At 71.3% G+C, this 26,394-nt stretch carries 29 protein-coding genes; 16 read left to right on the top strand and 13 right to left on the bottom strand.

Annotated features, from left to right (window positions below; genetic code table 11):
• Positions 1 to 122 precede the first annotated feature (122 nt).
• The gene (locus ACFWYS_RS27055; RefSeq protein ID WP_384774047.1) at positions 123 to 659 is read left to right on the top strand and encodes a GNAT family N-acetyltransferase; all 537 of its coding nucleotides are present in this window, start codon (positions 123 to 125) and stop codon (positions 657 to 659) included.
• Between the two features lie 18 nt (positions 660 to 677).
• On the opposite strand, the gene ACFWYS_RS27050 is transcribed toward ACFWYS_RS27055, so the two are convergent.
• The 3 genes from ACFWYS_RS27050 to ACFWYS_RS27040 are packed head-to-tail and all read right to left on the bottom strand — an operon-like array spanning position 678 to position 2,271.
• Positions 678 to 1,196, bottom strand: a complete 519-nt coding sequence (locus ACFWYS_RS27050) for a GNAT family N-acetyltransferase (RefSeq protein WP_384774046.1) — start codon at positions 1,194 to 1,196, stop codon at positions 678 to 680.
• A complete protein-coding gene (locus ACFWYS_RS27045; RefSeq protein WP_384774043.1) occupies positions 1,193 to 1,396 on the bottom strand; it encodes a DUF397 domain-containing protein in 204 nt (67 codons plus the stop codon). Before ACFWYS_RS27045 ends, ACFWYS_RS27050 begins: the two co-directional genes overlap by 4 nt.
• Positions 1,393 to 2,271: a helix-turn-helix domain-containing protein gene (locus tag ACFWYS_RS27040; RefSeq protein WP_384774040.1), complete on the bottom strand. Its 879-nt coding sequence runs from the start codon at positions 2,269 to 2,271 to the stop codon at positions 1,393 to 1,395. The genes ACFWYS_RS27045 and ACFWYS_RS27040 overlap by 4 nt, the downstream gene beginning before the upstream one ends.
• A 155-nt stretch (positions 2,272 to 2,426) precedes the next feature.
• Here ACFWYS_RS27040 and ACFWYS_RS27035 point away from each other — a divergent pair, with 155 nt between their 5' ends.
• From ACFWYS_RS27035 to ACFWYS_RS27020, 4 genes are all read left to right on the top strand, one after another.
• Complete coding sequence (locus ACFWYS_RS27035) at positions 2,427 to 2,930, top strand: ATP-binding protein (RefSeq protein ID WP_384774037.1); 504 nt, start codon at positions 2,427 to 2,429, stop codon at positions 2,928 to 2,930.
• Positions 2,931 to 3,142: 212 nt separating this feature from the next.
• A complete protein-coding gene (locus ACFWYS_RS27030) occupies positions 3,143 to 3,904 on the top strand; it encodes a helix-turn-helix domain-containing protein (protein ID WP_384774035.1) in 762 nt (253 codons plus the stop codon).
• A gap of 52 nt (positions 3,905 to 3,956) precedes the next feature.
• A complete protein-coding gene (locus tag ACFWYS_RS27025) occupies positions 3,957 to 4,580 on the top strand; it encodes a Uma2 family endonuclease (RefSeq protein WP_384774032.1) in 624 nt (207 codons plus the stop codon).
• 100 nt (positions 4,581 to 4,680) lie between these two features.
• Complete coding sequence (locus tag ACFWYS_RS27020; RefSeq protein WP_384774168.1) at positions 4,681 to 5,229, top strand: Uma2 family endonuclease; 549 nt, start codon at positions 4,681 to 4,683, stop codon at positions 5,227 to 5,229.
• A 3-nt stretch (positions 5,230 to 5,232) separates the two neighbouring features.
• Here the strand turns inward: ACFWYS_RS27020 and ACFWYS_RS27015 are convergent, their stop codons facing one another.
• Positions 5,233 to 6,159, bottom strand: a complete 927-nt coding sequence (locus ACFWYS_RS27015; RefSeq protein ID WP_384774029.1) for a DUF3027 domain-containing protein — start codon at positions 6,157 to 6,159, stop codon at positions 5,233 to 5,235.
• Between the two features lie 336 nt (positions 6,160 to 6,495).
• Here ACFWYS_RS27015 and ACFWYS_RS27010 point away from each other — a divergent pair, with 336 nt between their 5' ends.
• The 4 genes from ACFWYS_RS27010 (at position 6,496) to ACFWYS_RS26995 (ending at position 10,010) form a co-directional block, all read left to right on the top strand.
• A complete protein-coding gene (locus ACFWYS_RS27010; protein ID WP_384774026.1) occupies positions 6,496 to 7,923 on the top strand; it encodes an MFS transporter in 1,428 nt (475 codons plus the stop codon).
• A gap of 92 nt (positions 7,924 to 8,015) precedes the next feature.
• The gene (locus ACFWYS_RS27005) at positions 8,016 to 8,489 is read left to right on the top strand and encodes a DUF2771 domain-containing protein (protein ID WP_384774023.1); all 474 of its coding nucleotides are present in this window, start codon (positions 8,016 to 8,018) and stop codon (positions 8,487 to 8,489) included.
• Positions 8,490 to 8,512: 23 nt separating this feature from the next.
• Entirely contained in the window at positions 8,513 to 9,160 is a 648-nt protein-coding gene (locus ACFWYS_RS27000) for a futalosine hydrolase (protein ID WP_384774020.1), read from the top strand.
• Positions 9,150 to 10,010 (top strand): 1,4-dihydroxy-6-naphthoate synthase, encoded by an 861-nt coding sequence (locus ACFWYS_RS26995; protein ID WP_384774017.1) that lies wholly within the window; start codon positions 9,150 to 9,152, stop codon positions 10,008 to 10,010. Before ACFWYS_RS27000 ends, ACFWYS_RS26995 begins: the two co-directional genes overlap by 11 nt.
• A gap of 12 nt (positions 10,011 to 10,022) precedes the next feature.
• Here the strand turns inward: ACFWYS_RS26995 and ACFWYS_RS26990 are convergent, their stop codons facing one another.
• Positions 10,023 to 10,406, bottom strand: coding sequence for a cold-shock protein (locus ACFWYS_RS26990; RefSeq protein ID WP_384774014.1), 384 nt, complete (start codon positions 10,404 to 10,406; stop codon positions 10,023 to 10,025).
• Positions 10,407 to 10,571: 165 nt separating this feature from the next.
• Here ACFWYS_RS26990 and ACFWYS_RS26985 point away from each other — a divergent pair, with 165 nt between their 5' ends.
• Complete coding sequence (locus ACFWYS_RS26985) at positions 10,572 to 10,823, top strand: hypothetical protein (protein ID WP_062153452.1); 252 nt, start codon at positions 10,572 to 10,574, stop codon at positions 10,821 to 10,823.
• On the opposite strand, the gene ACFWYS_RS26980 is transcribed toward ACFWYS_RS26985, so the two are convergent.
• The 3 genes from ACFWYS_RS26980 to ACFWYS_RS26970 all read right to left on the bottom strand — a co-directional run bounded on the left by ACFWYS_RS26980 (position 10,799) and on the right by ACFWYS_RS26970 (position 14,311).
• The gene (locus ACFWYS_RS26980; protein ID WP_384774010.1) at positions 10,799 to 11,419 is read right to left on the bottom strand and encodes an HAD family hydrolase; all 621 of its coding nucleotides are present in this window, start codon (positions 11,417 to 11,419) and stop codon (positions 10,799 to 10,801) included. The genes ACFWYS_RS26985 and ACFWYS_RS26980 overlap by 25 nt on opposite strands.
• A gap of 111 nt (positions 11,420 to 11,530) precedes the next feature.
• A complete protein-coding gene (locus ACFWYS_RS26975) occupies positions 11,531 to 12,562 on the bottom strand; it encodes a hypothetical protein (protein WP_384774007.1) in 1,032 nt (343 codons plus the stop codon).
• Between the two features lie 108 nt (positions 12,563 to 12,670).
• Positions 12,671 to 14,311, bottom strand: coding sequence for a substrate-binding domain-containing protein (locus ACFWYS_RS26970; RefSeq protein WP_384774004.1), 1,641 nt, complete (start codon positions 14,309 to 14,311; stop codon positions 12,671 to 12,673).
• 210 nt (positions 14,312 to 14,521) lie between these two features.
• Here ACFWYS_RS26970 and ACFWYS_RS26965 point away from each other — a divergent pair, with 210 nt between their 5' ends.
• From ACFWYS_RS26965 to ACFWYS_RS26955, 3 genes are all read left to right on the top strand, one after another.
• Positions 14,522 to 17,062: a helicase-associated domain-containing protein gene (locus ACFWYS_RS26965; protein ID WP_384774001.1), complete on the top strand. Its 2,541-nt coding sequence runs from the start codon at positions 14,522 to 14,524 to the stop codon at positions 17,060 to 17,062.
• Between the two features lie 190 nt (positions 17,063 to 17,252).
• Entirely contained in the window at positions 17,253 to 17,378 is a 126-nt protein-coding gene (locus ACFWYS_RS26960) for a hypothetical protein (protein WP_272123792.1), read from the top strand.
• A 129-nt stretch (positions 17,379 to 17,507) separates the two neighbouring features.
• Positions 17,508 to 17,705, top strand: coding sequence for a hypothetical protein (locus ACFWYS_RS26955; protein ID WP_384773997.1), 198 nt, complete (start codon positions 17,508 to 17,510; stop codon positions 17,703 to 17,705).
• On the opposite strand, the gene istB is transcribed toward ACFWYS_RS26955, so the two are convergent.
• Together istB and ACFWYS_RS26945 are read right to left on the bottom strand one after the other, a co-directional pair.
• Positions 17,674 to 18,903: an IS21-like element helper ATPase IstB gene (istB, locus tag ACFWYS_RS26950; protein WP_384773994.1), complete on the bottom strand. Its 1,230-nt coding sequence runs from the start codon at positions 18,901 to 18,903 to the stop codon at positions 17,674 to 17,676. The genes ACFWYS_RS26955 and istB overlap by 32 nt on opposite strands.
• Before the next feature lie 210 nt (positions 18,904 to 19,113).
• Entirely contained in the window at positions 19,114 to 19,503 is a 390-nt protein-coding gene (locus ACFWYS_RS26945) for a hypothetical protein (RefSeq protein WP_384773992.1), read from the bottom strand.
• Between the two features lie 195 nt (positions 19,504 to 19,698).
• Between ACFWYS_RS26945 and ACFWYS_RS26940 the strand changes: the two genes are divergently transcribed.
• A complete protein-coding gene (locus ACFWYS_RS26940; protein ID WP_384773989.1) occupies positions 19,699 to 21,342 on the top strand; it encodes a DNA repair helicase XPB in 1,644 nt (547 codons plus the stop codon).
• Positions 21,343 to 21,355: 13 nt separating this feature from the next.
• Here ACFWYS_RS26940 and ACFWYS_RS26935 read toward each other — a convergent pair whose 3' ends face one another.
• Positions 21,356 to 21,535: a hypothetical protein gene (locus ACFWYS_RS26935; protein WP_384773986.1), complete on the bottom strand. Its 180-nt coding sequence runs from the start codon at positions 21,533 to 21,535 to the stop codon at positions 21,356 to 21,358.
• 278 nt (positions 21,536 to 21,813) lie between these two features.
• On the opposite strand from ACFWYS_RS26935, the gene ACFWYS_RS26930 reads away from it, so the two are divergent.
• Positions 21,814 to 23,874 (top strand): HelD family protein, encoded by a 2,061-nt coding sequence (locus ACFWYS_RS26930; RefSeq protein WP_384773983.1) that lies wholly within the window; start codon positions 21,814 to 21,816, stop codon positions 23,872 to 23,874.
• A 277-nt stretch (positions 23,875 to 24,151) separates the two neighbouring features.
• Here ACFWYS_RS26930 and ACFWYS_RS26925 read toward each other — a convergent pair whose 3' ends face one another.
• Both ACFWYS_RS26925 and ACFWYS_RS26920 read right to left on the bottom strand, forming a co-directional pair.
• Positions 24,152 to 24,847 carry a copper homeostasis protein CutC gene (locus ACFWYS_RS26925; RefSeq protein WP_384773980.1) on the bottom strand — a complete coding sequence of 232 codons (696 nt, stop codon included), beginning with the start codon at positions 24,845 to 24,847 and terminating at the stop codon, positions 24,152 to 24,154.
• A gap of 112 nt (positions 24,848 to 24,959) precedes the next feature.
• Complete coding sequence (locus tag ACFWYS_RS26920) at positions 24,960 to 25,634, bottom strand: maleylpyruvate isomerase family mycothiol-dependent enzyme (protein ID WP_384773977.1); 675 nt, start codon at positions 25,632 to 25,634, stop codon at positions 24,960 to 24,962.
• Between the two features lie 83 nt (positions 25,635 to 25,717).
• Here ACFWYS_RS26920 and ACFWYS_RS26915 point away from each other — a divergent pair, with 83 nt between their 5' ends.
• Positions 25,718 to 26,371, top strand: coding sequence for an HD domain-containing protein (locus ACFWYS_RS26915; RefSeq protein ID WP_384773974.1), 654 nt, complete (start codon positions 25,718 to 25,720; stop codon positions 26,369 to 26,371).
• The last annotated feature ends 23 nt before the right edge of the window (positions 26,372 to 26,394 follow it).

The raw sequence follows: 26,394 nt of genomic DNA, 5'->3' as shown, positions 1-26,394 counted from the left end.
CCGCCCCGGCCGGCGACCTATAAATAAAACGTAGTTCCCCCCGGGGGGGGCCCACTCGACGGCTAGCTCCGCCCGGCCACGACACCGCGAGCGCACCCCCCCCCACGGATCATCATGTGGCCATGCCTGAGAACCGGTTCCCCGCAGCACCGACCGCGATACGACTCCCCGGCTACACGAAGGCCGACCAGGACGAAATCCTCGGCACCGGCGACGACCCCTTCGGCGTTGACGAGGCCGGCCTGACCTGGCTGCCCAAGGAAGAGCACTTCGGCATCAGACACGGCGACCGACTCGTTGCCCACGCCGGCCTGCTCCGGCTGCCCATCGCGATCGGGAACGCGGAGACAGAGGTGGTGGGCGTCGGCGGAGTGGCCGTCGCACCCGACGTACGGGGACAGGGGCTGGCCCGCCTCGTGATCACAGCGGCACTCGGCCACGCCAGGACCATGGGCCCTCAGCACGCCCTCCTGTTCTGCCGCCCACCCCTCGTCCCGCTGTACCAACGCCTCGGATGGCACCCGCTCGACACGGACGTACTCGTCGAACAACCCGAATCCCGCGTGGTGGCCATGCCATTGCGCACGATGGTGACACCGCTGCACGACAACGCGCGCTGGCCTTCCGGCCCGGTGCGGCTGCTCTCACTACCGATGTGAGGGGCTGATCCAGACGGGTCAGACGGGCGGGTCGGTGCGGAGGAGGCTGTACGTCACCACGTCCCGCCACGCGCCGTCCCGCCAGCCGATACCGCGCATCACGCCTTCACGGCTGAACCCGGCCTTCTCCAGCGCCCGCTGCTCGGCGATGTTGTCCACCTCGGTATCGGCCTCGATCCGGTGGACCGTGCTGTGCGCGAACAGATAGCGCGCGAGCAACCGGTGCGCCTCGGTGCCGTAGCCATGGCCGCGGGCCTGCGGCAGCAGCGCGATCCCCATCGTCCAGCAGTGGACCGCCGGTGTCGTCGGCCGACGCCGCCAGCTCACGAAGCCGAGCGGTTCGCTGCCGCGGACCACCATGAGCGCGCCGCCGTCCTCGCCGATCAGCTTGTTCTCCGCCCACCTCCGCCGGTACCGGCCCAGATCGAACCACCCGTACCACCCGAACTCACCTGCCACCGCCGGATCCTGGGTCACCTGCTCCAGCACCGCCAGGTCATCTTCGCCGACAGGCCGCAGCGCCGGTCGACCCGTCACAGCGCGGAGACGAAGCCGGTCCAGGCCTGCGGGGTGAGGGCGAGGCGGGGGCTGGTGTCGCGGAACTTGGAGTCGCGGACGTGGATGGTGCCCGGGGTGGGGGCGATCTCGACGCAGGACTCGCCGTCAGTGCCGCTGCTGTAGCTGCTCTTGAACCACGCCAGTTCGGAGGCGTCCCCGGCGGAGGCCTTGCGGATCATGTTTCTCCCAGCAATTGCTCGATGAAGGCCAGCGACTCCCGCGGTGAGAGAGCCTGAGCCCGGATGGTGCCATACCGCAGCTCGATGATGCGGAGCTGTTTCGGATCGGTGGTCGGCCGCCCGTTGAACGCACCATCGGAGCGCCCAACAGCCGTGCCATCCGGGAACTTCAGCAACTCGATCTTGCCATCCAGTCCGGGATGGGCGTCGGTGTTCGTAGGCATGACCTGGAGTGTGACGTTACGCAAACGCCCCACCTCCAGCAGACGTTCGAGTTGCCCTCGCCACACCATTGTGCCGCCGACCTGTCGGCGCAGCGGCGCCTCTTCTTGGACGAAGTGAACTGACGGAGCCGGGTCGCGTTCGAAGACCGACTGCCGGGCCAAGCGAGCGGCCACCATACGTTCCACGTCGTCGGGTGAGTACGGCGGTTGCGCTGCCTCAATCAAAGCCCGTGCGTGCTCGGGCGTCTGCAACAGGCCGTGGACGCTGTTGCACTCGTAGACGCCGATCTCGACCGCCTGGCCTTCCATCTTTCCCAGCGCCCGAACCTTCTTCGGGTACCGGACCTTCTTCACGTCCTCCCAAGCAGCGGAGAGGAGTCCACCCGCGTCCAAAACCTCGTCGGCCTTGTCCAGATACTCCTGGCGAGGAATCCGCTTCCCGCCCTCGATCTTGTAGACGAGGTCCTCCCCGTATCCCACCGCCCTCCCGAACTCACCGGCCCGCATCCCCACCGCCTCGCGCCGCAGCTTCAGTTGCCGCCCCACGGTCGCGATCACCGCCACGCCCCACTCGTCGTCCGGATCCACCTCCCAACCCGGCTCATCCGCCTCGGTCTTGAGCCGTACGCCGTCGCCGTCAACCGCAGTCATGCCCTACCCCTCCGTCGTACCGCCGCAGTGCAGCAGCGCCCTACCCGCACGCCGGTCTGGACAGCCTGGACACCCCTGGACAAGCACCCGACAGTCACCGTACGCACCCGCTGAGTCACTGTTCACATTACGCACGCCCGGCCACGCTGAGTGATGTGAATCAAGAAACCGCCGCCCTCACGACCCAACTCACCCACCTCACCCAACTCGACAACCCCATCCGCAACTTCAGCGTGCAACTGTCCCCCACGCCCCGCGGCGCCCACCTCGCCCGTCTCCTCGCCACCGAGCAACTCCGCAGCTGGGGCCTGCCGTTGGACCCGGCGGCGCACGTGGTCGCCGAGTTGGCGGCCAACGCGGTCCAGCACGGCCGTATCCCCGGACGGGACTTCCTGCTCCTGCTCTACGTCGTCGGCGACACCCTCCGTATCGAGGTCACGGACACATGCGGTGACCGCCTCCCGCACCCCCAACACCCCGCCCCCGAAACCGAGTCGGGCCGCGGACTGCTGCTCGTGGAGGCGTTCGCGGACCGCTGGGGATTCTCCGAGGGACCCGCGCCACGCAAGACCGTGTGGGCCGAGGTCACCGTCCCACCGGGCCCCAGGAACCCGTGCTCCGGTGCGGCGGGCGGCCTCCCTCAAGAACCAAGCCGGTGAAAGAACCCCACCAAACCCACCCCTCCCTCCCGCCCACGGCGCAAACTCACCCTCTCGGGTGAACATCACCAACTCGGCTGGATTTGGGACAGGTTGCCTGCCTTACGCTCGGCGCAACGCAACCGCAGATATGCCACAGACATACGACGGCCCCCGCCGGGACTGCAATCCCAATGCGAGGGCCTGACCACCAAGGAAGCTGGACCTTCCCGATGGATACCCAAAACCCTAGCGCGCCCACGCACCCCCAGTCCCGTATCGCGGGCAAGAACCACCCCCACGCGGGCGGCCTCATCCACGACAACGCCCGCCACACCACCCGCTTCACGGTCATCGGCAACCACCTGGCCCAGCACCCGGAACTGTCGGGCCTCGCTATCGGCCTGGCCGTCTACATCCAGTCGCTCCCCTCCGGCGCCCGAGTCGACATCAAGACCCTCGCCGCCCGCTTCCCCGAGGGCGCGACCCGTATCGCCGCCGCCTTACGCGAACTGGAAACCCACGGCTACCTGCGCCGCGAACGCAAACGCGTCCCCAACGGCCGCATCGTCACCCGCACGATCTCCTGCAACCAGCCCGGCAGCAGCCCCGCCCAGGACCACCCGGCCCCACCCCTCCTCCAGACGGCCGCCGACCTCCTCGCCGGGCTCCGCCACCACGACCCCCGCCTACTGCTCAGCGAGCGCGACACAGCCCACCTGGCCCCCGGCGTCGCCGCCTGGCTGGAACGGGACGTCACCCCCACCGCCGTACGCCACACCCTGACCACCGGCCTCCCACCCGGCCCCCTGTGCCGCCCGGCAGCCCTACTGGCCCACCGCCTCACCACCCAGCTACCGCCACCGCCCCCGTTCACCCCACCACCTGCGATCCGCCACCCGCTCCAGACCTGCGACGGCTTCGACCGCGCATTCCGCTCACCCGCCCCCGGTCGCTGCCGCGACTGCCGAACCAACCTCCTGGAGGCCGCCTAGCATGAAAGCGACGATCCTTGCCCCTGGGCACAGACCACGAGGAGCGAGCGCCATGACCATCGCCCCGGACAACGCGCGACAGGGCGCCTCCCACCGGTATCGGGCTATGCGGGACTTCGTCCAGTCCATGGACGACACCCTGCCCGGCAAATTCGAAGTCACCAAAGAAGGAATCGTCCACGACATGATGGCGCCCGTCGGTCCGCACGAGCTGACCACCCTGCATCTTCGGAAGCGCCTCGAAAAGGTGATGCCGGATGAGAATGTGGCCCACACGGGCGAACCCGACGTCGAGGACGCGTCCGAAGGCATCATGCGCCGTCCCGACGTGATGGTCATCGCCATGGCAGACATGTACGTCCCAGGGTCCTTCGATCCCCGAACGCTCATCGCCGCCATCGAGATCGTCTCCCGCTCCAACCCCGACAACGACTGGGTGAGCAAGGTACGCGACTACCCCCTGATCGGCATCCCCGTCTACGCGATCTTCGACCCCCGCACCGGAACCGGCGCCGTCCTCACCGACATCCACTCCACCCCCGACGGCCCCCGCTACGCGACCCGCAAGGACTTCATGTACGGCGAAGACGTCACCATCGCGGACTGGACGATCTCGACGGAGAACCTGCCCCGGTACAAGGCCGAGGGCCAAGCCGACGAGCGGACGACATCCTGACGATCCCTCCGTCCGACCACGGACCCGAGGTGCTTTCTCGCCTTCGGAGCCGAAGGGGCTGCCCAGGGAGCGAGCCGTGACCTCCGGCCTCCCCGACTGCATGATCCCGCCCAGGCCGAGCGGCTGGGAAGCGGACGACCTCGACCATCTCCCCCAGGCACCGCGGCACACCGAACTCATCGACGGAGCCCTGATTTTCAGGATTTCGCCGCAGCGGTCCTGGCACTCCCGGCTGGTGGAGAACCTGACCTTCGCCCTGCGGCAATCGGCCCCCGAGGGATTCGAGACCGAGCGCGAGATGACCGTCCGGCTCGACAAGAAGAGCCGCCCGGAGCCCGACATCCTGGTCACCACGGCCGCATACGACCCCGACCGCACCTGGTACGCACCCGCCGACGTCGCCCTGGTCATCGAGGTCGTCTCGGAGGAGTCGGCAGACCGTGACCGGTCCCTGAAGCCCTTCAAGTACGCACAGGCCAGAATCCCCCATTTCTGGCGCATCGAGGACGAGGCCGGCGTCCCCACCGTGCATACCTACGAGCTCGACACTATGACCAGCACGTACGTGGCCACCGGGATTCACCGTGAGCGTCTGAAGGCCGCCGTCCCTTTCCCGACCGACATCGACCTCAAGAACCTCGTGCCCTGAACCCTAGGAGTGCCCCAACTCCGCCGAATCCCCGTCCGCACCCACCGAGACCGACCCCGAGTCCGGTGCCGGGCGCAGGGGGAACGGGTCCACTCGGGTCTCGTCGATCACCGGGGGAGCCGGGCGGGGCGGCTTGGGCATCACTGCCGCCTCGGAGTGGCCTCCGCAGCCGTACGTCAGGGATACGACCCGGCCGTCCGCCGGGGAGAACTCGTTGGCGCAGACTCCGAAGGCCTGGCCCAGGGAGCCGCCGATGGGGCAGAGGAAGCCGCAGGTGACGCAGGAAGCGGGGGCGGCCTGGGCCATGGGGGTCTTCGCGCCGTACCCCTCCTCCCAGCGGTCCGCCGCGACGTGCAGGCCGTAGCGGGACAGGACGCGGGCGCGGCGCATGCCGAGCTCCTCCGCCACCGCCGCGATCGAGCCTCTCGACGGGGCCACCGGCAGGTTCGCGGGGGCGCCCGCCGTGACCTCCGCGTCCTCCGCCTCCACCAGCTCGGCCATCTCGTGCGAGACGGGCGCGTTCGGTACCGGCTCGTCCTCGCCCGAGTAGCCGGGCTCCAGCCGGAGGTCCTCGGCGTCCGTGGGGAGCAGATCGCCGGGGCCCATGTCGCCGGGGCGCAGACGCTCGCTCCAGGGCACCCACTCGGGGGCGAGGAGCGCGTCCGGGCCGGGGAGGAGGACCACCTCGTCCAGCGTCACGAATTTCGCGCGCGACGCCCTGGCCACCGTCACCGCCCAGCGCCAGCCGCGGTACCCGAGCTCCTTGCACTCGAAGAAGTGCGTGACAACACGGTCGCCCTCTGAGGCCAGACCCGCGTGCTCGCCCACGACGCCGGGCGCGGCGGCCTCCTCGGCGGCGCTGCGGGCGAGGTCGACCGCCTCGGCGCACAGACGGTCGGGGGTGCGGCTTCGCGTTGTCGCTGCGCTCACAGGTATCGCTTCTCTCCTACGCCGTCTCTCGGGTGCGGTTGCCTTGAGGCGGTCGAGCGGACGGAGCGGACCTGTGGGCCGCGTCGACGTCCGCGTCCGAATCGCGCTCGGGCGCACCTACGTCATCCATTGTGCGGGATGGCTGAGATACGCACGCTACCTGTTCGCGAGCGCTGGGCCTACACCGACGGCCCTTTCAGCGTGCGCGGCGGCCGATGGAACCCGTGCCTCCGACCCGACAGTTGCCCCGCACCGGGCCGGGACCCTGCGCATAACCTGCCCCCCATACGCGCCGTAACCGCACTACGCACCCCCATCTCGGGGCACTATTGCGTCGTGGCGACCGCACGGCCGCCCCAAGGAGCCACCGGTGTCGGTGGGGCCAAGGGGGGCCGGAAAAGAGGTGGCGGAACGGGCCGGATCGGCGGCTCCCTCCGCGCGGTGGGCCGCGCCCTGCACTTCCCGTTCACCGGCACCGCCCGCGGTATCCGCCGGGCCACCCACGCCCAGGGCGCCGGCGAGTCCGGCCTCGGCAAGCTGATCGAGCTCCACGGGGTGAACGGCGCCGGGGACATGATGATCACCGTCGCGCTCGCCTCGACCGTCTTCTTCTCCGTACCGACCGACGAGGCCCGCGGGCGCGTCGCGCTCTACCTGGGCATCACCATGGCGCCGTTCACGCTGCTCGCGCCCGTGATCGGCCCGCTCCTGGACCGTCTCCCGCACGGCCGCCGCGCCGCGATGGCCGGCGCGATGCTGGCGCGGGCGCTGCTCGCCCTGGTCCTGTCCAGCGCGGTCGTCAGCGGCGACCTCCAGCTGTATCCGGCCGCCCTCGGGGTGCTGGTCGCCTCCAAGGCGTACGGCGTGGTGAGAAGCGCCGTCGTGCCCCGGCTCCTGCCACCCCGCTTCTCCCTGGTGAAGGCCAATTCCCGGGTCACCCTGGGCGGGCTGCTCGCCACCGGCATCGCCGCGCCCATCGGGGCGGGGCTCCAGGCGATCGGGCCGCGCTGGCCGCTCTACGGCGCCTTCGTGATCTTCATCGCGGGGACGTTCCTGTCCTTCTCGCTGCCGCACAAGGTCGACTCGGCCAAGGGCGAGGACACCGCGCTGCTGGCCGCCGACGAGCAGCATCTGCACGGGCCGCACCGGCAGCCCGTCAAGCGGCCCGGACTGCGCACGGTCGGCATCGCCGTCACCCATGCGCTCGGCGCCAACGCCGCCATCCGCTGTCTGACCGGCTTCCTGATCTTCTTCCTCGCGTTCCTGCTGCGCGAGCACCCGATGTCCGGCCAGAGCGCCGCCGTGTCGCTCGGCATAGTCGCCGTCGCGGCCGGTGTCGGCAACGCGCTCGGTACGGCGGTCGGGGCGTGGCTCAGATCCCGGTCGCCGGAGATCATCATCGTGACCGTCGTCGGCTTCGTGCTGGGCGTGGCGATCACCGCCGCGATCTTCTTCGGCTCGCTCCTGGTGGCCTTCCTCGCGGCGGTCGCCGGGTTCGCGCAGGCGCTGGCCAAGCTGTCGCTGGACGCGCTGATCCAGCGGGACGTGCCGGAGCTGGTCCGTACGTCGGCGTTCGCGCGCTCCGAGACGCTGCTGCAGGTGGCGTGGGTGCTCGGCGGCGCGATCGGCATCGTGCTGCCGCTGAACGGCTCGCTGGGCCTGCTGGTGGGGGCGGGGATCGTCGCCGTCGGGTGGCTGACCACAGCCAAGGGCCTGATCGGCTCTGCCAGGCACGGCGGCCACGCCCGGCCGCGGGTGGAGTGAGAGCCTCTGAACGCCGCTCTCGGCCCCGCGTGACATACGGCACGCCGCCCCCACGTAGAGAGAGCGTCAGCCCCGCCCTATAGCCTTCGCCCATGACCACGCTGCAATCCGTTGTGCGACGCCGCCGCGCCGTCGCCGCCGCCGGCGCCGTTTCCGCCGGACTGCTCGTCCTGTCGGCCTGCGACAAGCCGACGCCGCTGGCCACGGTGACCGTCGGTACGTCCTCGGTCCACTCGGAGGCGACCTGCGGTGGTGAGGGCGACTCCCTGAAGACCGCCGACCTGGCGAAGTGCCTGAAGGACAAGGGCATCGAGTCCATCAAGGTGGACCCCGACGACACCGTCCGCTTCGGCGTCGACCCGGAGATCGCCGACGAGGGCTGGACCATCCTCATGAACGGCCAGCCGCTCACCGACTCCAGCACCAAGACCTACCGCACCATCCCGGGCAGCGTGTTCTTCAACGCCCAGTACGGCGCCAGCGGCGACTCGACGCTGGTGTCGATCAAGGAGGGCGAGCAGGACGTGACGGGGCTGTGGACCTTCAAGCTCAAGAAGGACGCCTGACCACGTCCGCTGTACGGGTCCTCGTGGCCACCGCGGTCCCCGCCGAGCGGGACGCGGTGGCTCGGGTGCTCGGGCGCCCCGGCATCGAGGTGATCGCCGCCGGTGTGGGCCCGGCCCTCGCCGCGGCGTCCACCGCCACGGCCCTCACCACGGCCGCCCTGGACGGCGCCCCCTACGGTCTGGTCGTCTCGGCCGGGATCGCCGGCGGCTTCGCGCCGCATGCCCCCGTCGGCTCGCTGGTCGTCGCCGACGAGATCACGGCGGCCGACCTCGGCGCGGAGACCCCCGACGGCTTCCTGCCGGTCACCGAGCTGGGCTTCGGCACCGTCACCCACCGTCCGCCCGAAGCACTCGTACGAGAGGTGGCGGCCGCCACCGGCGCGCGCCCCGGCGCCGTCCTCACCGTGTCCACGGTGACCGGCACCGCCGTCCGCGCCGCCCGGCTGCGCGAGCGCCACCCCACCGCCCTCGCGGAGGCCATGGAGGGCTTCGGCGTCGCCGAGGCCGCGACCGCACACCGCACACCGGTGCTGGAGCTGCGCGCGATCTCCAACCCCGTGGGCCCGCGCGACCGCGCCGCCTGGCGCATCGGCGACGCGCTGGCGGCCCTCGCCGAGGCCTTCGGGAAGCTCGCACCCGTCCTGGAGAGTTGGCAACCGCATGACCGGTGAACAGCAGCGACAGCCCTTGAAGATCGCGTACTCGCCCTGCCCCAACGACACGTTCGTCTTCGACGCCCTCGCCCACCACCGGGTGCCGAGGGCGCCCGCGCTGGACGTGACCTTCGCGGACATCGACATCACCAACGGCATGGCCGAGCGTGGCGAGTTCGACGTACTGAAGGTGTCGTACGCCGTGCTGCCGTACGTCCTCGACGAGTACGCGCTGCTGCCGTGCGGCGGTGCGCTGGGCCGGGGTTGCGGGCCGCTGGTGCTGACGCGGGAGGCGGACATCGACCTCACGGGCCGTACGGTCGCGGTGCCGAGCGAGAAGTCGACGGCGTATCTGCTGTTCCGGCTGTGGGCCGCGGACACCCTCCCCGGCGGGGTCGGCGAGATCGTCGTTCTGCCGTTCCACGAGATCATGCCGGCCGTGCGGGACGGGAAGGTCGACGCGGGTCTCGTCATCCACGAGGCGCGCTTCACGTACCAGAACTACGGGCTGCACAAGCTCGCCGACATGGGCGAGCACTGGGAGCACTCCACCGGGCTGCCCATCCCGCTGGGCGCGATCATCGCCAAGCGGTCACTGGGCGCGGGGACGCTGACGCGGCTGGCCGACTCGATCCGTACGTCGGTGCGGGCCGCGTGGGACGATCCCGAGGTCTCCCGGCCGTATGTCATGGAGCATGCGCAGGAGATGGACCCGGGCGTCGCGGACCAGCACATCGGGCTGTACGTCAATGAGTTCACGCACGATCTCGGCGTGGACGGCTATGCGGCGGTGCGGGGGCTCCTCACACGTGCGGCGGCCGAGGGACTGGTACCGCCCCTCGGCCCGGATGCGCTGGATTTCCCTTAAGGATTCAAGGGCCTATACGTCGAGTTGGTCGGCGACCGCCCGCAACAGACCGGCGATCTTCTTGCCTGCGGCTTTCTCGGGGTAGCGGCCTCGCTCCAGCATCGGCGTGATGTTCTCCAGGAGGGTCGTCAGATCCTGGACGATGGATGCCAGCTCGTCCGGCTTCTTACGGGTGGCGGCCGCGACCGACGGAGTCGGGTCCAGGACCGTGACCGAGAGCGCCTGGTCACCGCGCTGACCGGCGACGACCCCGAACTCCACGCGCTGTCCCGGCTTGAGTGTGTCTACTCCGGCGGGGAGAACCGAGGAATGGACGAAGACGTCACCGCCGTCGTCGCGGGAGAGAAAGCCGAAGCCCTTCTCGCTGTTGAACCACTTGACCTTGCCGGTAGGCACGTCTGTCCTCGTCCTCGTACTCGTCGGAAAACTGCTTCTGAAAACGGCTCTTGATAGCACTACAGCGGGTCGACCACGACCCGCCGGTACCAAGGCTAATGGTCCCCGGGCCGGTGACAAGACGTCGCCCGGTTGTTCCCTCGCGCAGGGAACTACCCTGGTCCGGTGCGCGACAAAACCCAAACGAATTCCGCCGCTCCCGGTGACCGACTGATCCGTGCCGGTGCGGTCGTGTTCTTCATCGGTGCCGTGGCCACTCTGGTCACGGTGGCCCCGTTCCTGCTCGGTACGACGCCATTTCCGACGTACATGTTCGGACTGAGCATGCTGATGGGCGTCGGATTCCTCGTCGCCGGAGCGGGGGTGCTCCGCTCGGTGGCTGCGGGGCGGCGTCAGGCGCGGGGCGTTTCGAGGTAACCGGCGAGCCAGTCGGGGAAGTTCGTCAGGCCGGCGAGGACGACGTCCGCGCCCAGTTCGGCGAGCTCGTCGGCGCTGTACGGGCCGGTCGCCACGGTGACGGCCAGTGCGTCGGCCGCGCGGGCGGCCCGGATGTCTCCCTGGTGGTCACCGACGTAGACGCTCGCGCCGTGCTCGCGCAGTGCCTCCGCCTTCTGTTCGGCCCAGAGGTTGCCGATGACGGCGTCGGGCTCGATGCCGAGGTGTTCCAGATGCAGTTTCGCGTTCGGCTCGTACTTGGCGGTGACGACGATCGCGCGTCCGCCCTTGTCCCGTACGGCGGCTATCGCCTCGCGGGCGCCGGGCAGGGCGGGTGTCGCGGCGATGGCGATCGTCGGGTACATCTCGCGGTACACGTCGGCGATGGCCGCGATCTGCTCCGCCGGGAACCAGTTGATCAGTTCCTCTTCCAGCGGGGGTCCCAGGCGGGTGATGGCCAGGTCGGCGTCGATGTGCGTGCCCGTGCGGTCGGCCAGTGCGGTGTAGCAGGCGTGGATGCCGGGGCGGGAGTCGATGAGGGTCATGTCGAGGTCGAAGCCGACGGTTATGGAAGCCATGGGGTCATTGTGCCCAGTAGCTCGGTCCCTTCCGTTGTGTGGCGGCTGCGGGTTTGTGGGGGTTGGTCGCGCCCACGCGGCAGAGCCGCAAATCGATACAGCCCCGCGCCCCTAGGTGTGCTTCTGTGACCGCCAAACGATGAAGAGCGCCGATGCCACCGCCGCGCCCCGCAGTACCCAGGGCCAGGTGTCCGCGAGCGCTGCGTTTGTCTGGCCCTCTGCGATGGGGGCGCCCCAGCGGCCGTTGGTGCGACCCCACAGCCAGAGGACACCGGCGGTGAGGGAGAGGGCGGGCAGGATCACGACCGCCACCTTGGTCTCGGCGTCGCTCAGGCGTCGTGAGCCCCAGGCGATCAGCCAGCCCAGGAGCAGGGCGATGAGGTTGCCGAGGACGGCGCCGGTGATCAGGAGGGCGGCGGCGAGCAGGAGGAGGGGGTTGCTCCAGCGGCCGGTGGGCAGGGCCGGGCGGCGGGGCAGGAGGCGGCGGCGGGTTTTCGGCGCTTCCTCCTCGGCCTTTTCCACCGCCCTTTCCACGGGTGCCGGGTCCGGCTCCTCGGTGGGGTCCTTCTTGCGCAGCAGCTCGTCCTTCGCGAGCGGGTGTCTGAGCATCTCCGGGATCTCGATGCCGCCGACGAAGCCGGGGACGTCCTCACCGGGGCCGAAGGGGCTGCTGTCCACGCGCCACCAGTCGGGCTGGGTCGCGCTGCCGCCGAGGTCGGCCGTGGAGGCGAGGTGGGGTGGCGGGGCGGCGTCGTGCGGGGGCGCCTCGGGCTCGGCGGGGCGGGGGCGCGGCACGATGCGGCGCAGGCCCCTGGGGCGTTTGCCGCCGGTGCCGTCGTTGCCGTCGGTGTCGTCGTGCCGGCTCACCGGCTGTGCGGGTACGGAGGCGGCGGGGGCCTGGGGGGCGGGGGCGGGGTTGCCGCCGGCGGCCGCGACGACCTCGTCCGGGGTGCCGAGGCGGGCGATGATGCGGCGGACCGCGGCGGGGGTGTCGACGGGGGACTTGGCGCGCCGCCGGTCGATCTCGCCGCGCAGCTCGGACACCAGGCGCATGCGGGTGGACGACGGCAGCTGCCGTTGCTGGGCCACGTCGCCGACGCGGCTCAGATACTCGTAGACGACCTGGTCGCTCTCGATCCCCACGAAGTCCCCTCCGGGGTGGGTGCGTTGGATACCCCTCGGGACGACGTTAGCGCAGTACAGGGTGGGTGGGGCGGGTTGGACGGGTGGAGCATGTGCCCGGACCGGTTCTCAGGCCGGGCGGCATTCGCCGGAGTTCCGCACCTCGGAACAGAGGCCGTGGCCGTGGTCGCGGAGGATGTCGCGGCCGCTCTGCTGGGTGAGGAAGTTCAGGAAGGCGGCGGCGACGGAACCGGCCGGGGCCTCGCCGTAGGTGTAGGCGAACTCGGTCTGCCAGTAGGGGTAGTTGGTGTCCTCGACGCCCGCCGCCGTCGGTTCCCGGCCGTCGATGGTCACCTTGACCAGGCCCGCGGCGGCCTTGTCGCCGTCGACGGCGGTGGCCTCGCTGTAGCCGACGGCGCCGGGTGTCGAGGCGGTCGTGTTGAGCATGGTGTCCGTGCTGGTGACCTCGCAGCGGCCGTACCGCCTCGGCTTGAGGGCGGCGCAGTCGGTCTCGGTGAACTGGGGCGGTTCCTTGCCGCCGAGGACCTTGGCGACGAGGGTGCTGCGGGTGCCGGAGCCGGGGTCGCGGTTGACGAGGTGGACGGGCACGTCGTTGCCGCCGATCTCGGACCAGTTCTGCACGCGGCCGGCGAAGAGGTCGCGTATCTGGCCCAGTTTGAGGTTCTCCACGCCCGCGTCCTTGTTGACGACGAGGGTGAAGACGGAGAGCGCGACGGGCTTGGGGATCAGACGGGGGTGGCCGTCGGAGGCGAGTCCGTCGGTGAAGGCGATGTGGTCGGGCAGGCCCTCGCCGACCGGGACACCGGCCTCCCGGCCGGCCTTGTCCAGGTCGGTGATGCCGTCGGTGCTGCCCTTGAAGGTGTCGTCGGCGAGCGGGATGTGCACGTCGGCGCCGTCGCAGCGCTTGAGGTAGTCGCGGGCGGCGGCCCGTACGGCGGGGGCGAAGGCGGTGGAGCCGTGCAGGTGGAGGGTGCCCTCGACGCAGTCGAGCGGGGGGCGCTTCTCGTCGCTGAAGAAGAGCGTGTAGTTGGCCTGGACGGCGACGGCCGCGATCAGGATCCAGATGAGCCACCAGGCGGGCCGGGAGGCGAAGACATGGCTCTCGGTCCGGGTGGCCTTCAGCCTCAGCAGCCGCATCAGCGGGTCGTACCAGCGGTCCTGTCCGTCGGTGCCCTGGACGACGGGGTCCGGGAAGGGGTCGGTGCTGTTGTCCTCGGGCCAGCGCTCCAGCACGACGAGCACCTTGTACTCGGCGCCCCGGGGCAGCGTCACCTTCGGGAGCCGGATGGTGCCGGTGCGGTCCCCCGCGTTGTTGTTGCGGCGGAAGCCGGGTTTGGCGACGGTGCGGACGCTGTCGCCTTCCGTCTCCTCCTCGAAGAAGAAGTCGCGCAGGGCGTTGTTGCTCGGGTCGGTGAGGACCACGGCGGCGACGCGGCGGTCCCGGAAGGTGACCTTTATGCCGTAGGGGTCGGCGGGGTCGGCCAGATAGTCCTCGGAGACGATCTTGGCCGAGCCGGCGTTCTCGATGCGCAGCAGGACGAACGAGGGGTCCTTGAGCTGGTGGCCGTCGTGCCGCATGTCCCCCAGGACGTCGGCGTACGGCTTGTCGGCGGCGTCCGCGGCGAGGGTGTCCATCTGCACCCGGTAGCCGAGTCGCTTGCGGCCGACGATGGCGAACTCCCACAGGAACGCGGCGACGGGAAACGCCAGACTCAGGATCGCGATCCACTGCTCGGCCTGCTCGCTCATCGTGAACCCCCCAATTCCCTTGAGCTGTGAAGCAGTTGACCGGGAGCCCAGGGTGACCAGTGGGTGCGCTGCGTTGCCAGAGGTGCCGGAATCCTCCGGATGAAGTTCATCCGCCCGCCATCTCGGAAACGTTCCGTTCGCCCACGGTGGGGCACTCCAGGCGTCCGGCACGCCCCCTGTCCCGTCGCCCCACCCGCTAACGTGGGCAGGATGAGCGACCCGGCTACACCGCCCCGTTCCCTCGCGGAGGCTCTCCGCGTTCGGGACGACGCCTCCCTGGCCGTGCTCCTGCGCAGCCGGCCCGATCTCATCACCCCCGTGCCGACCGACCTCACGCAGCTGGCGACCAGGGCCGGCACGCGGGCCTCCGTCGTGCGTGCCCTGGAGCGGCTGGACCGGTTCGCGTTGCAGACGGCGGAAGCGCTGGCCGTGGCGGCGGACCCGGCGTCGTACGACGAACTGCTCGGCCTGATGACCGGCGACGAGGGCGACCCGGCCGTGGCCGGCGCGCTGCCGCACGCCCTGGGAACCCTGCGCGACCAGGCCCTGGTGTGGGGCGGCGACGACCGGCTGCGCCTGGTCCGTACGGCACGCGAACTGCTCGCGCCCTCCGCGCAGCACCCGTCGCCGACCGGCCTCGGCCCGACCGTGCCGGAGGCGTCGGCGGGGATGTCGCCGGGCCGTATCCAGGAGATCGTCACGACGGCCGGGCTGCCCTCGACGCACGACGCGGTGTCGGCCGTGGCGTCGCTCAGCGCCCTGTTCACCGACCGGCGGCGTATGACGGCCCTGCTCGCCGACGCCCCGGAGGAGTCCCTGGAGGTGCTGTCGCGGCTGGTCTGGGGGCCGCCGTACGGCCAGGTCACCGCCGATCCCGCGCCCCGCCTGCGCTGGCTCCTCGACCGCGGCCTCCTCCTCCCCACGACGCCCGGCACGGTCGTCCTCCCCCGCGAGGTCGCCCTGCATCTGCGCGCCGGGCGGGCGCACCGCGCCACCGAGCCGCTGCCGCCGCCCGTGGAGACGGCCTCGACGCACCGTCCACAGGTTGTGGACGCGACGGCGGCCGGGCAGGCGTACACCGCGCTGGCCACCGTCGAGGAGCTGCTGAAGGACTGGCACGAGGGCGGGCCGGCCGTGCTGCGGGCCGGCGGGCTCAGCGTGCGCGACCTCAAGCGGACCGCGGTCGCCCTGGACGTACCCGAGCCGGTGGCCGCCTTCTGGGTCGAGCTGGCCTACGCCGCGGGCCTGCTGGCCTCCGACGGCGAGGCCGACGAGCGGTACGCCGCGACCCCCGCCTACGACGAGTGGGTGGACCAGCCCTCCGCCCAGCGCTGGGCACGGCTGACGGAGGCATGGCTGACGGCGACCCGCACGGCGGGAGTGGTCGGCGGGCGGGACGCCAAGGACCGGGCCCTGTCCGCGCTGGGCCCCGGCCTGGACCGCTCGGCCGCGCCGGAGGTACGGCACCGGGTGCTGGCCCTGCTCGCCGCGCTGCCGGAGGGGGCGTCCCCGTCCGCCGAGTCGGTGCTGGCCCGGCTGCGCTGGGAGCGGCCGTTGCGCGGGCCCCAGCAGGACGACGACCTGCGCAGCAGGCTCGCCCGCTGGACGCTGACCGAGGCGGAGCTGCTCGGGGTCACGGGGCGGGGGGCGCTGTCGGGGCACGGGCGGGCACTGCTGGGGGCGCCTGCGCCGACGCCGGAGCACGCGGCCGGGGAACCTGTCGGTCCCGGTGACAAACTCCCCGTGCACCACCACCGCCCCGCCCCTTCCCCCGAGCCCCTCTCCCCCGCCGAACAGGCCGTGGCCTCCGCTGCCGCCGCCCGTCTGCTCACCCCCCTCCTCCCCGAGCGACTCGACCACGTCCTCCTCCAGGCCGACCTCACCGCCGTGGCACCCGGCCCGCTGCAACGGCCGCTCGCCGACACGCTCGGCGTACTCGCGGACGTCGAGTCCAAGGGCGGTGCGACGGTGTACCGCTTCACGCCCGGCTCGGTGCGCCGTGCCCTCGACGCCGGCCGCAGCGCCTCCGACCTGCACGCCTTCCTCGCCGAGCACTCGCGTACGCCGGTGCCGCAGCCGCTGGCGTATCTCATCGACGACGTGGCCCGTAGGCACGGGCATCTGCGGGTGGGCGCGGCGTCGGCGTACGTCCGCTGCGACGACGACGCGATGCTGAACGAGATCCTCGCCGACAAGCGGGCCGCCGGTCTGCGCCTGCGCCGCCTCGCGCCGACCGTGCTCGCCGCCCAGGCGGACCCGGCCGCGCTGCTGGAGGGCCTGCGCGCGATGGGCTTCGCGCCGGCCGCCGAGTCGGCCGAGGGCGACGTCCTGATCACCCGCGCCGACGCCCACCGCACCCCGCCGCGCACGGCCCCCGAGCCGGTCCCGGACGGCCCGCCGACGCCGGACGCCACCCTGCTGGCGGCGGCGATCCGCGCCATCCGCGCGGGCGACCTCGCCTCCACGACCCCGCGCAAGCCGAGCCCGGCCGAGGCCCCGGTGACCGGCGGTGAGCTGCCCCGCACGACCTCCGCGGAGACCCTCGCCACCATGCAGGCCGCCGTCCTGACCGGCGAGGCGCTGTGGATCGGGTACGTCAACGCCGAGGGCGCCGCGAGTCAGCGGGTGATCGCTCCGGTGCGGGTCGAGGGCGGGTTCGTGACGGCGTACGACCACACCGCGGACGAGGTACGGACGTACCCGCTGCACCGGATCACTGGCGTCGCGGAACTGGCGGACGACCAGGTCTGACAGCCGGGCGGCGCAGGTGGCTGATGCGCCCCACTCGTGCGGGCGAACGCGGCGGTTCATGCACGCCACGCCGGGCTTTTCCAACTCTTGAGGGACCTTTCGGATCTTTCCGCATTCCGCCGCGTGGCGGAGGGCAGCCACCCGATGTCCTGATCACGCTCAAGTGAGCGCAACAGAGAGGTAGTTGTCCATGCGTGCTGCTCGTCGCATCGCCACCGTGCTGACCGCCACCGCCGCCATGATCGGCGCCTTCGCCACGCAGGCCGCGGCGATCGGTGGCGAGGTCGCCGGGTTGGTGATCGAGTTCCCGATCTGACACCGCAGGCACACACGTCGGGCCGGACCGCGCTCCAGGGTCCGGCCCGTCCGTCTCGCCCGGCCAGTCCGGCCAGTCCGGCTCGCCCCCCTTGTCCCGCCCCGGCATCAGAAAGGTGCACCAGCGCCCATGTGTCCCACCGCCGCCCGCCTCGCCACCGTCGCCGCCGCCCTCGTCCTCGGCGTACTCGCCCCCGTGGCCCCGGCGATCGCCGCCCCGCCCCTGCCGCTGCCCATCCCGGCGCCCGCCGCGGAGTCCCTGATCACCGAGGGCGTCACCATCGAAGGCCCGCTGGTCAACAACCTCGGTCTGCCCACCCTGAAGTAGCGCGGCGCATCCGATAGCTGTCCCCGTCGATCCGTACGACCTCGGCGTGGTGGGCCAGCCGGTCCACCATCGCCGGCGCGGAGGGGCCGCCGAAGACCTCGTCCCAGCGGCCGAGCGGCCGGTCGCTGGTCACGATCAGCGAGGACCGCTCGTAGCGGTGGGCGACGAGCTGGAAGAAGAGGGCGGCGGTCTCCGCGTCGAAGGGGGTGTAGCCGACCTCGTCGACGACCAGCACGGCGTGGTCGTCCAGCGCGGCCAGCTCCTCGGCGAGCCGCCCGGCGTCCCGTGCGCCGGCCAGCCGGGCGGACCACTCGGCGGCGGTCGCGAACAGCACCGAGTGCCCGGCCTGACAGGCCCGCACCCCGAGCCCCACGGCCAGATGCGTCTTGCCGGTGCCGGGCGGGCCGACGAAGACCACGTTGCGGCGGGCTGCGACGAAGTCCAGCTTTCCGAGCCGGGCCACGGCCTCCCGGTCGAAGGAGCTGGGGTGCTCGGAGTCGAAGTCCTCCAGCAGCTTCCGGGCGGGGAACCCGGCGGCACGCAGCCGCTGCTCGACGCTGGGCTCGTCCTCGCGCGAGGGGGCCTGGGCCGGGACGAAGACCTTCTCGGCCGGCTCCTCGGGGGCCGCGTGCTCGCGGTGCGGCTGCCGGTGCCCGCGCTCCGTCTGCGCGGCCATCGGGCCCGACATGTACGCGAGGATCGCCGCCGAGGCGATGAACGCCATGTGGATCACCGTGCCCCACAGCAGTGAGTGGTGGGAGGTGCGATGGACGTCCACGAACATCTGCAGCAGATGGACCGAGGAGATCCCCACGATGGCGGTGGCGAGCTTGACCTTCAGCACGTTGGAGTTGACGTGCGAGAGCCATTCGGGCTGGTCACGGTGGCCCTGGAGGCCGATGCGGGACACGAAGGTCTCATAGCCGCCGACGATCACCATGATCAGCAGATTGGCGATCATCACGACGTCGACGAGCTTGAGCACGGCGAGCATGACGTACGTCTCGGTCGCCTGCCCGGTCACACACCGGAGGATTAACGCCCAGAGCTCGTTGAAGAACTTGTAGACGTACACCCCCTGCGCGGCCACGAGGCCGAAGTAGAGCGGGGCCTGCAGCCAGCGGGTGGCGAACAGGGCGTACCCGAGGGTGGTGGTCGGCGGGGACGGTTCATGGCTGATGGCCTGCACGAACGGCATTCTTCGCAGCCGCCGCCGTTCAGGTGAAACCGTGCCACCCGCAAGGATGAAAAGACATCCTGTACGACTCCGGTACGACTCCGGGAAACGCGGAGGGGCGGCCTCCGGGAGACCGCCCCTGGGACGCGCCGGGCTTCCTAGGCCTTCGCGTGCCGGTAGCCGGTGCAGCGGACGTCGCCGACGCACCGCCCCTGGGACGCGCCGGGCTTCCTAGGCCTTCGCGTGCCGGTAGCCGGTGCAGCGGACGTCGCCGACGCCCCGCTTGATGTAGCAGACCTTCACCTTGACGTCGGCGCCCTCGGTGAAGCCGGCGTTGCCGCTCTGCACCAGGTCGTCCTTGCCGCCCCAGCAGGACGCGACCTGCATCCACCACTCGCCGTTCACCTTCGACTCGGCGTAGGTCCGGATGCCGTAGCCGTCCGCCTTGGTGTCGTGGCACTCGACCCGGTCGCCGTAGTCGAGCCACGTGCCCGTGCCGCCCGAGACCCTGATCTTCACGATGGTCCCGGCGTTCGCGCTGCCGGCGAGCCCCGCCGTCACCGCCAACGCGACTCCGGCCACGAGCCCGGCCCGGACGGTCTTGCGTATACGGTCCCGCATGTTTCCCCCATATCAGTACCGTTGATCAATGCCGTGCGAAGCTAACACGCGGCCGGAGAGCGGGGGTTGGCCGGGGGCGGGCAGGGGAGCCGGGCCCGGGGGGCGGGTGCGGTCCGTCGGGAGCCCGCTGTGATCGTCCGCGGATGAGGCACACTGGACGTTTGGCCGGGTGGTCGAGCGGAAGGACGGACGCACGTGAACGGACCACTGATCGTCCAGTCGGACAAGACCCTGCTCCTGGAGGTCGATCACGAGCAGGCCGACGCGTGCCGTCGGGCGATCGCGGCGTTCGCGGAGCTGGAGCGGGCGCCCGAGCACATCCACACCTACCGGGTCACACCGCTCGGCCTGTGGAACGCGCGCGCGGCCGGGCACGACGCCGAGCAGGTCGTGGACGCGCTGGTGACGTACAGCCGCTACCCCGTGCCGCACGCCCTGCTGGTCGACATCGCCGACACGATGGACCGCTACGGCCGCCTGACGCTCTCCAAGCACCCCACGCACGGCCTCGTCCTCACCACCACCGACCGCCCGGTCCTGGAGGAGGTGCTGCGCTCGAAGCGGATCGCACCGCTGGTCGGCGCCCGCATCGACCCCGACACCGTCGCCGTGCACCCCTCCGAGCGCGGGCAGATCAAGCAGACGCTGCTGAAGCTGGGCTGGCCGGCCGAGGACCTCGCCGGGTACGTGGACGGCGAGGCGCACCCGATCGAGCTGGCCGAGGACGGGTGGGCGCTCAGGCCCTACCAGAAGCAGGCCGTGGAGAACTTCTGGCACGGCGGGAGCGGGGTCGTCGTACTCCCCTGTGGTGCCGGAAAGACACTGGTCGGCGCCGGGTCCATGGCCCAGGCGAAGTCGACCACCCTCATCCTCGTCACGAACACCGTCTCGGCCCGGCAGTGGAAGCACGAGCTGGTCAAGCGGACGTCGCTGACGGAGGAGGAGATCGGTGAGTACAGCGGGACGCGGAAGGAGATCCGGCCCGTCACCATCGCCACGTACCAGGTGCTGACGACGAAGCGGAAGGGTGTCTATCCGCATCTGGAGCTCTTCGACTCCCGCGACTGGGGTCTGATCGTCTACGACGAGGTGCATCTGCTGCCCGCGCCGGTCTTCAAGTTCACCGCCGACCTCCAGGCCCGGCGGCGGCTCGGACTGACCGCGACCCTCGTCCGGGAGGACGGCCGTGAGTCGGACGTGTTCTCCCTCATCGGCCCCAAGCGGTTCGACGCGCCCTGGAAGGAGATCGAGGCGCAGGGCTACATCGCGCCCGCCGACTGCGTCGAGGTCCGGGTCAATCTCACCGACTCCGAGCGGCTCGCGTACGCCACCGCCGAGCAGGAGGAGAAGTACCGCTACTGTGCGACGACCGACACCAAGCGGAAGGTCACTGAGGCCATCGTCCGGAAGTTCGCCGGGCAGCAGATCCTGGTCATCGGGCAGTACATCGACCAGCTCGACGAACTGGGCGAGCATCTGAACGCGCCCGTGATCAAGGGCGAGACCTCCAACGCGCAGCGCGAGAAGCTCTTCGACGCGTTCCGGGAAGGCGAGATCAGCGTCCTCGTAGTGTCCAAGGTCGCCAACTTCTCCATCGACCTGCCGGAGGCCACCGTCGCCATCCAGGTCTCGGGCACCTTCGGCTCCCGTCAGGAGGAGGCGCAGCGGCTGGGGCGGGTGCTGCGCCCCAAGGCGGACGGGCACCAGGCGCACTTCTACTCGGTCGTCGCGCGCGACACGATCGACCAGGACTTCGCCGCCCACCGCCAGCGCTTCCTGGCGGAGCAGGGGTACGCGTACCGGATCGTGGACGCGGACGAGATCCTCGCGGAGGGGTAGCGGGCCGGGGCCGTCACTTACGGCGGACGCCCGCTTCCTCTCCGTACTCACCGAGGAGGATCACATCGATGGCCGCACCTGCGAACACCTTGACGGCGCGCAGGGCTTCGCCGAGGCGGTGACGGTGGCTTCCCTGGAGCGCGGTGGCTCCTCGGGGGCCGGTCGGGGCTGGGTGGATGGTTGCTGCGCTCATGTCTCCATGATGGGTTCGCAGGCATAAAGACGGCATCGGCCTACGGGCCGAAGCCGTGCAGTGCGTTCGTACGCCTCGGGGCGGACCCCTTGCCCCCAGGGAGTAGGGCGCCGTCCCCTAGGGGATGGACAGCGGATGGAAAAACCATTCGCATACGCCCCCGGCGATCACCTAAAATCTCCGCTCTTGCCCGCCTCCGTACACGGAGTGCCGCCGCCCGGACGGTAACCGGTCGGCTTCTCTCGACCACCCACCGCAGGTCCTCCGGAGGCACCCCCTTGTCCACGCCCGCGCCCGCACCCGTAGACGACCCGCTCGACCCCCTCTCCCGCGAGCGCTCCCACCTCGCCTCCTCCCGTGCCGCCCTGCGCGCCATGCGGGAGGACGTCGAGTCCCTCGACATCCGCGACGTCACCGCGAACTGGGTCAACGCCGAAGTCCTCGCCCGCCAGATCGACGAGCGCATCAAGGCCCTGGCCGACCTCAGCGACACCCCGCTGTTCTTCGGCCGCCTCGACTATCTCCACGCACCCGGCGCCGAGGGGGCAGAGGGTGCCGAGGGGGAGCAGTTCTACATCGGGCGCCGCCATGTGCACGACGCCGAGGGCGACCCGATGGTCATCGACTGGCGGGCGCCGGTGTCCCAGCCCTTCTACCGGGCCTCCAAGAAGAACCCGCTGGACATCGCGCTGCGCCGCCGCTTCGGCTACACGGGCGGCGACCTCACGGCCTACGAGGACGAGCACCTCTCCGACCCGGCCGAGGCAGCCCGCACCAGCCAGCTGCTCCAGCAGGAGATCGAGCGCCCGCGTGTCGGCCCGATGCGGGACATCGTGGCGACGATCCAGCCCGAGCAGGACGAGATCGTACGGTCCGGGCTCGGCGGCACGGTCTGTGTACAGGGCGGCCCGGGCACCGGGAAGACGGCGGTGGGCCTGCACCGGGTGGCGTACCTGCTGTACGCGCACCGTGAGCGGCTCGCCCGCACCGGCACGCTCGTCATCGGGCCGAACAAGTCCTTCCTGCACTACATCGAGCAAGTCCTCCCGGCGCTGGGCGAGTTGACGGTCCGGCAGGCCACCGTCGACGACCTGGTCGCCCATGTCGAGGTGCGCGGCACGGACGAGGCGGCGGCCGCGGTGATCAAGGGCGATGCGAGGATGGCGGAGGTGCTGCGGCGAGCGGTGTACTCGCATGTGACGATGCCGACGGAGCCGGTGGTCGTCGTACGCGGGTCGCGGCGGTGGCGCGTCCCTGCGTACGAAGTGGAGGAGACCGTACGGGAGTTGCTGGCCCGGGACATCCGGTACGGTGCCGCCCGCGAGGCCCTGCCGCAGCGCATCGCGCATGCCGTGCTCGTCCAGATGGAGCGGTCGGGTGAGGCGCCGGACGACAGGGTGCAGGACGCGGTGGCCCGCAACAGCGCGGTGAAGGCGGCCGTCAAGGCGATCTGGCCGCCGGTGGACCCGGCGAAGCTGGTGCTGCGGCTGCTGGCGGACGCGGACTTCCTCGCCGTCCACGCGGAGGGGCTGCTGAGCGAGGACGAGCGGAAGACGATCCTGTGGGCGAAGCCGGCGCGGTCGGTGAAGTCCGCGAAGTGGTCGGCGGCGGACGCGGTGCTGATCGACGAGGCGAACGACATCGTGGCGCGTACGGCGTCCCTCGGCCATGTCGTCCTCGACGAGGCGCAGGATCTGTCCCCGATGCAGTACCGGGCGGTGGGGCGCCGCTGCACGACCGGTTCGGCGACGGTGCTCGGCGATCTGGCGCAGGGTACGACCCCGTGGGCGACACGGAGCTGGGACGAGGCGCTGGCCCATCTCGGCAAGTCGGACGGCGTCATCGAGGAACTGACGGCCGGTTTCCGCGTGCCGACGGACGTGATCACATACGCCTCGCGCCTCCTCCCGCACATCGCGCCGGGTCTGACTCCGGTGGCGTCCATCCGTGAGAACCCGGGGTTCTTCGAGGTGCGGGCGGTGTCGGAGACGGTGGAAGTGGTGGCGGCCTGTGGGGAGTTGCTGGGCCGGGAGGGGTCGGTGGGCGTGATCGCCGCGGATGCCAGGGTGCCGGAGTTGGCGGAGGCGCTGACGGCTGCGGGGATTCCCTATCTGGCCCCGGGTGAGGAGACGACGGAACAGACCCGCCTGACACTGGTCCCCGCGTCGCTCGCGAAGGGTCTGGAGTACGACTACGTCGTGCTGGACGAGCCTCAGGCGGTGGTGGACGGGGAGCCGGACGAGCGGACGGGGTTGCGGCGGTTGTATGTCGCGCTGACTCGGGCGGTGTCGGGGTTGATCGTGGCGCATGGGGCGCCGTTGCCGGTTCAGTTGGGGTGAGTGGGGGAGGGGCGGGGCGTTTGGTTCGGGGGTGGTGAGGTCTCGTGGCGGGGTGCGGGTCGGTGGGGGCTGGTCGCGCAGTTCCCCGCGCCCCTTAGGGGGTTGCAGTGGACGTCGGTGCGTGCCGCGAGGCCGGTCCGGGTGGGCGTGGTCGGCGGACCGGCCTCGCCCGCCCGAAGAAAGGCGGCACCCTGTCAGCACCAGGCTGCGCGATCCACCGCCTCCAGCCCCAGCACCGCCCGCCTACGAACCCCCGTCCAGCCCCAGCACCGCCTGCCTAAGAACCCCCGTCCAGCACCGCCCGCCACTCCGCCACCGCGGCCACGGACACCGGCCCGTCCCACCCCTCCGGCCGGGCCGCTCCGCCGATGTGGAACGCGTCGATCCCGGCGGCGAGCAGCGTCGGGAGGTGGTCCAGGCGTAGGCCTCCCCCTACCAGGATCCGTTGCTCGTACCCGGGTTCCCCGCTCCTCGCCGCCTCCGTGAGCAGCGTGGGAAGGCCGTCGTCCACGCCGGCCCCCGAGCCTGCCGTCAGGTACGTGTCCAGTCCCGGCATCCCGTCCAGCTGCTTGCGCAGCGCATCCCGGTCCGCGGCCCGGTCGATCGCCCGATGGAAGGTCCACCGGCACCCGACCAGCTCCCCCACCACCCGCTCGACGGCCTCCAGATCCACCCCACCCCCCGCGTCGAGGAACCCGAGCACGAACTCCTCGGCCCCGGCATCCCGCATCTCACGCACCACCCGCGCCAACCGGTCGAGGTCCCCCGCGGCGAACCCCTCCGCCAGCCGCAGCATCACGCGCAGATCGATGTCGACGGCGGCCCGGATCGCGGCGACGGTCCCGGCCGAGGGCGTGAGCCCGTCCGCCGCCATGTCGGTGACCAGTTCGAGCCGGTCCGCACCCCCGGCCTGGGCGGCGACCGCGTCCTCGACGCCGAGGGCGATCACCTCCAGGACTGCGCGCTCACTCATGGGACCCCATTCCTCGGCATTCGACGGCGGCTACAGGTCTAGTCCAATCCAAGAGTACGGGTTGGAGAAGCCGCAGCGGAGGAGGGCCGCCCACTTGGCCGACTCCCGTCGGTCACCCGAAGATGTTCAGCTCCTTCGCCTCCACCCCGGCCAGCTCGTACGAAGCCCCCTCCACCGGCCGCCCCGCGTACAGCCGTACGAGCGTCGCGGCGTCCCCGATGTACCGCGCCGGTGGCCGCGGAGCCGCCGCCTCGCCCAGGCGGAGGGGCTCGTCCACGTCGTCCAGGTCGGCGTGCAGGGGCACGTGGTGCCGCTCCCGGGTGAGCCGTGCGAGCAGGCTGAGCGCGTCGGGCAGGCCTGCCCCGGCGTAGGCCCCGGGCTCCCCGAGCACCTCGCGTACGTCACCGGCGTGCACCCACTCCCCGAGGGCGATGCCGTCCAGGGCTCCGCCGGCCTTGGCGATCGCCGGCCCGGCCTCGGTCATCCCGCGCTCCAGCTCGTCGACGACCCGCGCGTTGGTCCAGTCGGCGCGCTCGGCGATGTCCCGGTCGTTGGACTCGGGTGAGAACACGCCCTTCTCGAACCGGTTCTCCACGACCCGCATCAACGCCGCCGAGCAGTGCGCCAGCACATCCCGCACCGACCACCCCGGACACGCCGGGGTCGGCAGCGCGAAGTCACTGTCCGGCCTCCCCCGCAACAGCGGCACCAGCGCGTCCCGCTCGACGACCAGCAGCCGCCCCGGCAGTTCGGGATCCCGTTCGACATGCACGTCAGCAGAAGTCATGGCCTCCACGCTAGGCGGCCGGACACCAGACCGGGAGATCGCCGACACCTCCGGAGGGCTCACCCACCCGCCACAATGGCGCCATGGCCGATCCCCACGCCCTCGAAGCCCTCCGCGTCCGCTTCGCCCAGGCGCTGAACGCAGCCCGTGCTCCCGCCACGGCCCCCGACCCGGCCCCGTACGCCGACGACCTCCTCACCCGCTGGCAGGAACCGCAGCGCCGCTACCACACGCTCACCCACCTCACCGCGGTCCTGGACCATGTCGACGAGCTGGCCGGGCACGCCGACGACCCCGACGTCGTACGCCTTGCCGCCTGGTTCCACGACGCGGTGTATCTGCCCGACCGCTCGGAGAACGAGGAGCGCTCGGCCCGGCTCGCCGAACGCGCGCTCCCGGAGGCCGGTGTTCCCGCGGAGCGGACCGCCGAGGTGGCCCGGCTGGTCCGGCTCACCACCACCCACGACCCGGCACCGGACGACCCCGACGGTCAGGTCCTCTGCGACGCCGACCTCGCGATCCTCGCCGCGCCGCCCTCCGCGTACGCCGCGTACACGGCCGCCGTCCGCGAGGAGTACCACTTCGTCCCCAGCGACGCCTTCCGCGAGGGCCGCGCCGCGATCCTCCGCCAACTCCTCGCCCTGCCGACCCTGTTCCGCACCCCGCACGGCCGCAAGGAATGGGAGGCCACGGCCCGCTACAACCTCGCCGGTGAGCTGGAAATGCTGTCGCCCTGAGGGCCGGGCACCCGTAGCCTGCC

This window comes from Streptomyces sp. NPDC059010 (genome assembly GCF_042740355.1).
In the GTDB taxonomy this organism is placed as follows: Bacteria; Actinomycetota; Actinomycetes; order Streptomycetales; family Streptomycetaceae; genus Streptomyces.
Note: the sequence above shows the minus strand (reverse complement) of the source record. Positions and strands in the feature narration are given on the sequence as shown.